The sequence below is a fragment of the Microbacterium sp. CFH 31415 genome, assembly GCF_022538185.1.
Lineage (GTDB): Bacteria > Actinomycetota > Actinomycetes > Actinomycetales > Microbacteriaceae > Microbacterium.
In genome coordinates this window covers 21,124-31,370 of sequence record NZ_JAKYXC010000013.1, presented here as the reverse complement: position 1 = coordinate 31,370, position 10,247 = coordinate 21,124, and the positions used below count along the sequence as shown (strand labels likewise).

Here is a 10,247-nt window from a genome sequence, read left to right as displayed (position 1 = left end):
CGCCCCCGGGGGATCGGTCTCTCCATACATAGACTCGGGTTGCCCGCGGCACCCGCTCTTCTCTCGTCGCTGTTCAGGTCAGGCTGCGTCGGTCCCAAGGGTGCCGAGGTACAGGCCGATGACCTTCGGGTCGTTCAGCAGATCGCGACCGGTGCCCTCGTAGGCGTCGCGGCCCTGGTCCAGGACGTAGCCGCGGTCGCAGATCTGCAGGCAGCGGCGGGCGTTCTGCTCGACCATGATCGTCGTCACGCCGGCCTTGTTGATGTCGGAGACGCGGATGAAGGCGTCGTCCTGACGGACCGGAGACAGACCGGCGGACGGCTCGTCGAGGAGCAGCACCGCAGGGTCCATCATGAGGGCCCGCGACATCGCGACCATCTGGCGCTCACCACCGGAGAGCGAGCCGGCGCGCTGCTTGAGGCGCTTGCCGAGCTCGGCGAAGATCCCGGTGACGAATTCCAGACGCTCGGCGTACTGCTTCGGAGCCTGGTACAGCCCCATCTGCAGGTTCTCCTCGATGCTGAGCGACGGGAACACGTTGTTCGTCTGCGGCACGAAGCCGACGCCGCGGGTGACGAGCTTGTCGGACTTGAGCCCGACGACGTCGTCGCCGTTCACCGTGATCGCGCCCGAGCGCACCTTGACCATGCCGAAGATCGCCTTCAGCAGCGTCGACTTGCCGGCACCGTTCGGGCCGATGATGCCGATGAGCTCGCCCTTGCGCGCGACGAGGTTCGCGCCCTGGATGATGTTGATGCCCGGGAGGTAGCCGGCGTACAGGTCCTTCACCTCGACCACGACGCGGTCGGTGCGCGCGGCCTCGGACGAACCCGATCCGGTGGTCGAGGGTGCACTCGATGTGTTGCTCACTTCTTCTCCTCCTCGGCCTCGGCGATCGAGGCCTCTTCGGCCTCCTTGATCTCCTCGAGCAGCTCTTCCTCGGCCGCGCTGTGCTCGCCGGCCACGCGGCCGGTGACGACGCCGAGGTCGACGTCCTGGTGGCTGCCCAGGTAGGCGTCGATCACCGCGGCGTCGTTCATCACCGTCTCGGGCGGGCCCTCGGCGACGACGCGACCCTCGGCCATGACGACGACCCAGTCGGCGATGTGCCGGACCATGTGCATGTCGTGCTCGACGAAGAGCACGGTCATGCCGAGATCCTTGAGGTCGAGGATGTGGTCAAGCAGCGACTCGGTCAGGGCCGGGTTGACGCCGGCCATGGGCTCATCGAGCATGACGAGCGTCGGGTCGCTCATGAGGGCGCGCGCCATCTCGAGGAGCTTGCGCTGTCCGCCCGAGAGCGAAGCCGCATAGTCCTCTGCCTTCGCGTCCAGCTTGAAGCGCGCGAGGAGCTCCATCGCCTTCTCTTCGTTGTCGTCGTCCTGCTTGCGCCACATGGCGGGGATGATGCTGGCCCAGAGCCGCTCACCCTTCTGCGACGTCGCACCGAGCTTCATGTTCTCGAGCACGGTGAGCAGCGACAGCGCCTTCGTCAGCTGGAAGGTGCGGACCTGGCCCATGCGGGCGACCTTGAACGACGGGATGCCCGACAGGTTCGTCCCGTCGAACGACCACGTGCCCGAGTTGGGCTTGTCGAAGCCGCAGAGCAGGTTGAACAGCGTCGTCTTGCCGGCACCGTTCGGTCCGATGAGGGCGGTGATCGCCCCGCGCGGGATCTCCAGGTGCTCGACGTCGACGGCGGTGAGGCCGCCGAAGCGGCGCGTCACGTTGTCGATGACCATGATGGGGTCGTTCTTGGCGACGCCGGGGACGGCGTCGCCCTTCGCGAGCCCGGACGTCTTGGGACGACGGACACTGCCGGTCGCGGTGGTGACCGCACCCGTGCCAGCGGGCGCGGAGCCTGCTGCCGGCGGCGTTTCGCCGTCCGGCGTCACGGGCTCCGGAGGCGTGCTGTTACTTGACAAAGGTCAGCTCCCTCTTGTTGCCGAAGATGCCCTGCGGGCGGAAGATCACGATGAGCATGAGCGCGACACCCACGAGGATGAAGCGCAGGGTGCCCGCCTGCACCGACGAGATGGGCAGGATGCCCGAATTCGCCAGCGCGGGAAGGACGTTCCCCAGGAAGCCCATGATCACCCAGAAGATCACCGAGCCGACGACGGGACCGAACACGGTCGCCGCACCGCCGAGCAGGAGGATCGTCCAGATGAAGAACGTGAGCGAGGTGGTGTAGGTGGCGGGGACGACGGCCGACGGGAGTGCGAAGACCACGCCGCCGAGCGCACCGAAGATGCCACCGATGATCAGGGCCTGCATCTTGTAGGCGAAGACGTTCTTTCCAAGCGAGCGCACGGCGTCTTCGTCCTCACGGATGCCCTTGAGCACGCGGCCCCACGGGCTGCGCATGAGCGCCCAGACGAGGTAGACGGCGATCGCCAGGAGGATGGCGCCGAACACGCGCACCCACAGCTGGTCCGCCGTCCACGTCCATGGGCCGAAGCCGTACGTTCCCTCAGGGAACGGGTTCGCCGCGCGGAACCCGGCGTGGTACCCGCCGAGGCCGTCCGCCGAGTTGGTCCACTCGTCGAACAGCTGCGTCGTGAGGGCCAGTCGCACGATCTCGGCCGCCGCGATGGTCACGATGGCGAGATAGTCGGCGCGCAGACGCAGCGTCGGGATACCGAGGATGATCGCGAAGACCACCGAGGCCAGGCATCCGACGATGATGCCCACCCACCAGGGCCACCCGAAGGTGAGGATCGAGATCGCGTAGCCGTAGGCGCCGAGCGCCATGAAGCCCGCCATACCGAAGTTGAGCAGGCCCGCGTAGCCGAAGTGCACCGCGAGACCGGTCGCCGCGAGGGCGTACGCGATCGTCTCGGGGCTGAACAGCCAGTAAGCCGTGTTGTTGAGAATCTGTCCCCAATCCATGGCCTAGCCAAGCCTCTCTTTACGACCCAGGAGACCCTGCGGCCTCACCAGGAGAATGATGATCAGGACCGCCAGCGCGCCGACGTACTTCATGTCCGGCGGGATGCCGAGAAGCGTCGAAAGCTCGACCAGGATGCCGACGATCAGCGCGCCGATGAGGGCGCCGAACGCGGTTCCCAGGCCACCGAGCGTCACGGCGGCGAAGATGAGCAGGAGCACCTGCACGCCCATGTCCCACTTCACACCGGGGCGGAAGTAGGCCCACAGCACACCGGCGACGGCGGCGAGCGATGCCGACAGGATCCAGACGATGCGGATGACGCGGTCGACGTTGATGCCCGAGGCCGCGGCCAGGCCGGGGTTGTCGGAGATCGCTCGCGTCGCCTTGCCGATGCGGGTGCGCAGCAGCCAGTAGGCGACGGCGAGGAGGAGGACGATCGAGATGCCCATCGAGACCAGATCGATCCACGACACGGCGATCGGTCCGAGCCGGATGTCGCGCGGTGCGCCGGCGCCCGGCAACTGGTACGTGCCGCCGCCGATGAAGAACTGGTACGTGTAGCGGATCGCGAGCGACAGACCGATGCTGACGATCATCAGCTGGACGAGACCGAGTCCCTTTCGCCTGAGCGGCCGCCAGAGGCCAGCGTCGAGTGCCCAGCCGAGCGCCGCACCGGCGACGACGACGATCGGGATCGTGATCCACATCGGGATCGCGAAGTTCACCCCGAACACCAGCGCGATCACGGCGCCGAAGGTCAGCATCTCCGCGTGCGCGAAGTTCGTGAGGCCCGTCGTGCCGAAGATGAGCGAGACGCCGACCGCGGCGAGCGCCAGCAGCAGACCGAAGTTGATGCCGTTGATCAGGCGCTCGCTGAACTGATCCCAGAACGACGTCGTGACGCGCTCGCCCTCACCGAGGAAGAGGTTCACGATCTTCGTGCCGGTCGCCCCGAACTCCACGTCGAACTCCGCCGTGGTCCCCGAGTTCGGCTGCATGCCTTCGGGCAGCTGAGCGGGGTCGACGATGACCCCGTCAGGGAGGGTGTCCTCATCGACGACGAGGGTGTACTCGTCCTTCTCGGGAACGTACAGACGCCATTTGCCGTCGGCGTCGGTGATCGTCTCTGCGTCGAAGCCGCCGCCTTCGACCGAGATCACCACGTCGGGGACGGGCTCGCCGTCGAACGTGATGACTCCGCCGAAGTAGAAGTCGGTCTGCTCCTGATCACCCCCAGGGGTGTCCGGTGCAGTTGCAGTTGCGTGCGCGCCGGACGGCGAGGCGAGGAACAGCATTGCTCCTGCCATCAGCACTCCGACGAGCACGACGACCCAGCGGGGGTAACCCCTCGTGGCCACAGTCGTAGAACCCACAGAACCTCCAGTTCAGCACGATGCACAACCGAGGCCCGGGTCGCATCGGCCGTGATGAACGACGGTACGACTGTAATGTGTCGGCCGTATTTCCCCTAGTTACTCCGACCGACCTGTGACCGGATCGGAATTGGTCCAGCCAAGGCGCTCGGCGGCGGCGACCGTCGCCGCCCTCACTGTCCGGTCGCGCGGGAACAAATGGCTCCGGTCGGCGCTTAGAATCGGGTACGGAGCGTTCCCGCGCACCGGCCGTCGTCGACCACCTGAGAAACGCGCCGCGAGCGCAGGAGGACCATGGAGCACAACGACCCCTTCGGCTTCGTCGGACTGACCTACGACGATGTCCTGCTTCTGCCAGGACACACCGACGTGATCCCGAGCGAGGCCGACACGTCGTCGCGTGTGACCCGCCGCATCACGGTGGCCACGCCCCTGCTCTCGGCGGCGATGGACACGGTGACCGAGGCGCGACTTGCGATCGCGATCGCACGCGAGGGCGGGATCGGCATCATCCACCGCAACCTGTCCATCCAGGAGCAGGCCTCGATGGTCGACCGCGTCAAGCGCAGCGAGTCGGGCATGATCACCGACCCGATCACCACGACGCCCGATGCGACCATCGAAGAGGTCGACTCCCTCTGCGCTCAGTACCGCATCTCGGGGCTCCCGGTCGTCGACGCCGACAACCGCCTGGTGGGCATCGTCACCAACCGCGACATGCGCTTCGTGTCGGGCTTCGAGCGGCAGACGACGAAGGTGCGCGACGTCATGACGAGCGAGAACCTCGTCACCGGCCGGGTCGGCATCAGCGCCGGCGAGGTGATCGCGCTGTTCGCGCAGCACCGCGTCGAGAAGCTGCCGCTGCTCGAGGAGGACGGCACGCTCGCGGGCCTCATCACCATCAAGGATTTCGACAAGAGCGAGAAGTATCCCCTGGCAACCAAGGACGAGCAGGGCCGCCTGCGTGTCGGAGCGGCCATCGGGTTCTTCGGCGACGCATGGGAGCGCGCCGAGGCGCTGCGCGACGCCGGGGTGGACGTCATCGTGGTCGACACCGCCAACGGCCAGTCCGCCGGCGTCATCGACATGGTCCGCCGGATCAAGGCCGACGCCTCGTTCGAGCACATCGACGTCATCGGCGGCAACGTCGCTACCCGCGAGGGCGCGCAGGCGCTCATCGACGCCGGCGTCGACGCCGTGAAGGTCGGCGTCGGACCGGGCTCCATCTGCACGACGCGCGTCGTCGCGGGTGTGGGTGTCCCGCAGGTCACCGCGATCTACGAGGCGTACCTCGCCGCGCGCGAGGCCGGTATCCCGATCATCGCCGACGGCGGGTTGCAGTACTCGGGCGACATCGCCAAGGCCCTGGTCGCGGGCGCCGACACCGTCATGCTCGGCTCACTCCTGGCGGGCACCGACGAGTCGCCGGGCGAGATCGTCTTCCAGGGCGGCAAGCAGTTCAAGATGTATCGCGGCATGGGCTCGCTGGGCGCGCTCCAGACCCGCGGAAAGAAGACGTCCTACTCGAAGGACCGCTACTTCCAGGCCGACGTGCCCAGCGACGACAAGCTCATCCCCGAGGGCATCGAGGGCCAGGTCGCCTACCGCGGCCCCGTCTCCGCCGTCGCTTACCAGCTCGTCGGCGGCCTGCGCCAGTCGATGTTCTACGTCGGCGCCCGCACCGTCGAGGAGCTCAAGGCCAAGGGCAGGTTCGTGCGCATCACGGCCGCCGGACTCAAGGAGTCGCACCCGCACGACGTGCAGATCGTCGTCGAGGCGCCGAACTACAAGCGCTGAGCAGGGCGAGCTCGCGCAGCAGCGCGAGGGAACAGGAGAGCGGATGCTGCGGCATCCGCTCTCCTGTTGTCAGCGGTCGATCCGGAACGGCGCCGCCGCCCGCACGGTGTCGTCGACGGCGAGACGCGCGAGCACGCCGCCGACGGCCGGCGTGAACTTGAACCCGTGGCCCGAAAACCCCGCGCCGACGACGATGCGTCCGCGGCGGTCGAGCACGAAGTCCTCTGTGTCGGTCGAGGTATACGTGCAGCTGATGGGCTCTGCCGATGCCGGATCGAGCCCCGGGAACCAGTCCCGCACATAGTCCTCGAGTCCGCGCGCGAGCTCGGGCGTCGGCTGGAACGAGCGGACGTCGGGATCGACGACGGGGCCGACGTGGTGGAACCCCACCTTGACGCCTTCGCCGGGCGTCGGCATGCCGTAGGTCTGTCCCGGGTGCGGAGCGTGCCCGGCTGCGCCGCCCTCGCCGAGGAAGTGGTTGAACGACGGCCACGCGTCGGCCGTGGAACGCGGCGCGAAGTGGGCGGGGCTCTCCTCGGTGACGGTGAGGCGAGGCAGCGCGAACCCTGCGGGGAGCAGCCGGCTGGTCCACGCCCCGGCGGTGACGATGACCGTGTCAGCGCGGAGGACGTAGCGTTCGCCGCCCGACTCGACCGTCACGCCGACGCCGTCGGCATCCTCTGAGACGTCGACCACGGCCTGACCGAAGCGCACGTCGGCGCCGTGCGCGCGCGCCGCGTCTTCGAGCGCGCGCAGTGCGGCGTCGGCGCGCACGACCCCCGCATCCTCCGTGAGCAGCACGTCGCCCGTGAACCGCATGCCCGCCCAGCGCTGCGCCGCTTCCGTCTCCGAGAGCAGTTGGGCACGCTCGCCGCGCGCCGTCAGCGCCTGGTGCACGTGGGCGACGAGCGCTTCGTCGCCGTGCGTGACGAGGCCGTGCAGCCGCAGCAACGGCTCGCCGGTCGTGCGGGCGAGGTCGTCCCAGCCGGTGCGCGCCGCGGCGAGCAGGTCGAGGTAGTGGTCCTCGCCGTAGGCGTTGTTGAAGTTGCGGGTGGCGCCGTGCGAGGCGCCTCGGGTGTGACCGCGCTCGAACTGCTCGAAGGCGATGACGCGATGGCCGCCCCGCGCCAGCTGCCACGTGGTCGCCAGGCCCATCGCGCCGGCACCGATCACGACGAAGGGAATGCGCTCGCTCATGCTCCCATCCTTCACGTCTTGAGCCGGCCGGCGAGACATCGCATCGGTGACGAGACAGGGTTACACGCACGACGTCTCGTCGCAGATGCGAAGGCTCGGCGGCCACGAGGGACCGCGACCCTCGTCGGGACGCGGCGCGGTCGCTACCCTGATGCCGTGATCAGGCAGCGGCGTCACCCGGCGGCGACCCAGCGCACCACGCGTCTGGAGGCCTTCACCGACGGCGTCTTCGCCATCGCGGCCACGCTCCTCGTGCTCGACCTCACGACGCACTCGCTGGGCGAGGTGGAGTCCGACGGCGAGATGTGGGCGGCGCTCGGCGGCATGTCGCTGCTGATCGCCAACTTCGCGCTCAGCTTCGTGCTGCTGTGCCTGCTGTGGATGGTGCATGTGCAGCAGTTCGAGCACGTCGCGCGCGTGGACGCCACGATGGTGTGGCTCAACAACGGGCGACTGCTCTTCATCGTGCTCGTGCCGTTCGCGACCAACCTGACGACCGAGTACTCCGAGTTCCTCGCCGCCCGCCTGGCGATGCCGCTCACCTTCTTCCTCGCGATCCTCTTCGGCTGGCTGCAGTGGCAGTGGGCCGTCCGCAACCGCGAGGTGATGCTGCCGGATCTCAGTGGAGCGGATGCCGCCGCCTACGGCCGTGGCGCACTCAGCGCCGTCATCATCGGCGCCCTCGTCGTCGTGACCGCCCCGTGGATCGGCTCGTGGGCATTCCTGCTGTTCCTGCTTGACGGCCTTCTCACGCGGCTGCTGCGGGGCACAGACCGCGACTGACGGATCTCGACCTGGTCGGGAGCCCGGCGTATCGTCGGGGCCATGTGCCGGAACATCCACACTCTCCACAACTTCGAGCCCGCGGCGACGTCCGACGAAGTGCACGCCGCGGCACTCCAGTACGTGCGCAAGATCGCGGGCACGACGAAGCCGTCGAAGGCCAACCAGGCGGCGTTCGACCGCGCCGTGCATGAGATCGCCCACGTCACGCAGCACCTGCTCGACGACCTCGTCGCGGTCGCCCCTCCGAAGAACCGCGAGGTCGAGGCGGCGAAGGCGCGCGAGCGAGCGATCAAGTCGGGGCGGTACGCGGCTCCCGCCGCGTGAGCGTGCTCACCGTCGAGCGTGTGACGACTGCGGTCACCCGCGGGTGCTGAGCGTCCCGGCTCGTTCGTTCGCGCGACGGCCGAGGGGCAGATAGGCTGATCGGCTCCCCGGACGGCGACGCATGCCGCGCGGAGCAGACAGGGAACCATCGTGGGGTACATCGACATCGCCGCCGTCTCGTACGCGCTGCCCGACGGACGGCCGCTGCTCGATGAGGTCTCGTTCCGCGTCGGCGAGGGCTCGACGACGGCTCTCATCGGTCAGAACGGCGCCGGCAAGACGACGCTGCTCCGCATCGTGCGGGGCGAGACGCCCCCGCTCTCGGGCGTCGTCTCGATCGACGGCGGTCTCGGCGTCATGGACCAGTTCGTCGGTCACGGCGAGGCCGGGCAGACCGTGCACGACCTGCTCATCTCCGTCGCGCCCGACCGGGTGCGACGCGCTGCCCGCGAACTCGAGGACTCCGAGGCGGCGATCATCGAGCACGACGACCTCGGCACCCAGATGCGGTACGCGAGCGCCCTGGCCGACTACGCCGAGGCTGGTGGCTACGAGTACGAGACGGTGTGGGACACCTGCACGATCGCGGCCCTCGGCATCCCGTTCTCCCGTGCGCGGTTCCGTGAGCTGACCACGCTCTCGGGCGGCGAGCAGAAGAGGCTCGCCCTCGAGGCGCTGCTGCGCGGCCCCGACCAGGTGCTCCTGCTCGACGAGCCCGACAACTACCTCGACGTGCCCGGCAAGCGCTGGCTCGAGGCGAAGCTGCGCGAGACGCCCAAGACCGTGCTGCTCGTCTCGCACGACCGCGAGCTGCTCGCCCGTGCGGCCGATCGCATCGTGACGCTCGAGGCAGGGGGCGCCGGCAGCACCGCGTGGGTGCACGGCGGTGGGTTCGGCACGTACCATCGCGCACGCGACGACCGCATGGCCCGCCTCGACGAGCTGCGCCGCCGGTGGGACGAGCAGCACGTGAAGCTCAAGATGCTCGTGGCGACGCTCAAGGTGAAGGCGACGGCGAACGATTCCTTCACGTCGCGCTACCGCGCAGCCCAGACACGACTGCGCAAGTTCGAAGAGGCCGGCCCGCCTCAGGAGCGCCCGCCCGAGCAGGACCTGGTGCTGCGACTGCGCGGCGCGCGCACCGGCCGGCGCGCAGTCGTGGCGGAGCAGCTCGAACTCACGGGCCTGATGAAGCCCTTCGACCTCGAGGTCTGGTTCGGCGACCGCGTCGCGGTGCTCGGCTCCAACGGCTCGGGGAAGTCGCACTTCCTGCGGCTGCTCGCTCGCGGTGGCACCGACCCCGACGGACGCCTCGGGCATGTGACGACGACCGGGGCCGCTCTCCCGCTCGTCGACCACACCGGCCGCGCGGTGCTCGGCGCCCGCGTGGTGCCCGGCTGGTTCGCCCAGACCCACCGGCATCCGGAGTTCACCGGCCGTACCCTTCTCGACATCCTCCACCGCGGTGAGGATGCCCGCGCAGGACTGCCGCGGGATGCCGCGAGCAGCGCACTCGACCGATATGGGCTCGTCGGCCAGGCCGAGCAGACGTTCGACAGCCTGTCGGGCGGGCAGCAGGCGCGGTTCCAGATCCTCCTGCTCGAGCTCTCCGGCGCCACGCTGCTGCTGCTGGATGAGCCGACCGACAACCTCGACCTCGTCTCGGCCGAGGCGCTGCAGGACGCCCTCGCCCGGTTCGAGGGCACGGTGCTCGCGGTGACGCACGACCGCTGGCTGGCGAAGTCGTTCGACCGGTTCCTCGTCTTCGGGGCCGACGGACGCGTGTTCGAGTCGGATGCGCCGGTCTGGGACGAGGCCCGCGTCGCCCGCGACCGCTGAGCAGGATGAGGCCGCGGGAACCCCGGCGGGTAGGCTGA

The 10,247-nt window shown here is 68.9% G+C and carries 9 protein-coding genes; 4 read left to right on the top strand and 5 right to left on the bottom strand.

Annotation, left to right across the window (positions count from 1 at the left end; genetic code table 11):
* Nucleotides 1-78: 78 nt before the first annotated feature.
* The 4 genes from MK786_RS13745 to MK786_RS13730 form a co-directional block, all read right to left on the bottom strand.
* A complete protein-coding gene (locus tag MK786_RS13745; protein WP_241112797.1) occupies nt 79-870 on the bottom strand; it encodes an ABC transporter ATP-binding protein in 792 nt (263 codons plus the stop codon).
* Nucleotides 867-1,742 (bottom strand): ABC transporter ATP-binding protein, encoded by an 876-nt coding sequence (locus MK786_RS13740; protein WP_241112803.1) that lies wholly within the window; start codon nt 1,740-1,742, stop codon nt 867-869. Before MK786_RS13740 ends, MK786_RS13745 begins: the two co-directional genes overlap by 4 nt.
* A 172-nt stretch (nt 1,743-1,914) precedes the next feature.
* Nucleotides 1,915-2,892, bottom strand: a complete 978-nt coding sequence (locus MK786_RS13735) for a branched-chain amino acid ABC transporter permease (RefSeq protein ID WP_191766023.1) — start codon at nt 2,890-2,892, stop codon at nt 1,915-1,917.
* A 3-nt stretch (nt 2,893-2,895) separates the two neighbouring features.
* Nucleotides 2,896-4,200 (bottom strand): branched-chain amino acid ABC transporter permease, encoded by a 1,305-nt coding sequence (locus MK786_RS13730; RefSeq protein WP_241112802.1) that lies wholly within the window; start codon nt 4,198-4,200, stop codon nt 2,896-2,898.
* Between the two features lie 360 nt (nt 4,201-4,560).
* Here MK786_RS13730 and guaB point away from each other — a divergent pair, with 360 nt between their 5' ends.
* Entirely contained in the window at nt 4,561-6,063 is a 1,503-nt protein-coding gene (gene guaB, locus MK786_RS13725) for an IMP dehydrogenase (protein ID WP_241112796.1), read from the top strand.
* Between the two features lie 69 nt (nt 6,064-6,132).
* On the opposite strand, the gene MK786_RS13720 is transcribed toward guaB, so the two are convergent.
* Nucleotides 6,133-7,260, bottom strand: a complete 1,128-nt coding sequence (locus MK786_RS13720; RefSeq protein ID WP_241112795.1) for an FAD-dependent oxidoreductase — start codon at nt 7,258-7,260, stop codon at nt 6,133-6,135.
* 156 nt (nt 7,261-7,416) lie between these two features.
* Here MK786_RS13720 and MK786_RS13715 point away from each other — a divergent pair, with 156 nt between their 5' ends.
* The 3 genes from MK786_RS13715 to MK786_RS13705 all read left to right on the top strand — a co-directional run bounded on the left by MK786_RS13715 (nt 7,417) and on the right by MK786_RS13705 (nt 10,209).
* Nucleotides 7,417-8,043, top strand: coding sequence for a TMEM175 family protein (locus MK786_RS13715; protein ID WP_241112794.1), 627 nt, complete (start codon nt 7,417-7,419; stop codon nt 8,041-8,043).
* A gap of 42 nt (nt 8,044-8,085) precedes the next feature.
* Complete coding sequence (locus MK786_RS13710; protein ID WP_241112793.1) at nt 8,086-8,370, top strand: DUF2277 domain-containing protein; 285 nt, start codon at nt 8,086-8,088, stop codon at nt 8,368-8,370.
* 150 nt (nt 8,371-8,520) lie between these two features.
* Nucleotides 8,521-10,209: an ABC-F family ATP-binding cassette domain-containing protein gene (locus MK786_RS13705; protein WP_241112792.1), complete on the top strand. Its 1,689-nt coding sequence runs from the start codon at nt 8,521-8,523 to the stop codon at nt 10,207-10,209.
* Nucleotides 10,210-10,247: the final 38 nt, after the last annotated feature.

Coding starts and splice junctions, on each gene's coding strand:
- MK786_RS13740 (WP_241112803.1), bottom strand. CDS start 1,742: ATGGTCATCGACAACGTGACGCGCCGCTTCGGCGGCCTCACCGCCGTC.
- MK786_RS13735 (WP_191766023.1), bottom strand. CDS start 2,892: ATGGATTGGGGACAGATTCTCAACAACACGGCTTACTGGCTGTTCAGC.
- MK786_RS13730 (WP_241112802.1), bottom strand. CDS start 4,200: ATGGCAGGAGCAATGCTGTTCCTCGCCTCGCCGTCCGGCGCGCACGCA.
- guaB (WP_241112796.1), top strand. CDS start 4,561: ATGGAGCACAACGACCCCTTCGGCTTCGTCGGACTGACCTACGACGAT.
- MK786_RS13720 (WP_241112795.1), bottom strand. CDS start 7,260: ATGAGCGAGCGCATTCCCTTCGTCGTGATCGGTGCCGGCGCGATGGGC.
- MK786_RS13710 (WP_241112793.1), top strand. CDS start 8,086: ATGTGCCGGAACATCCACACTCTCCACAACTTCGAGCCCGCGGCGACG.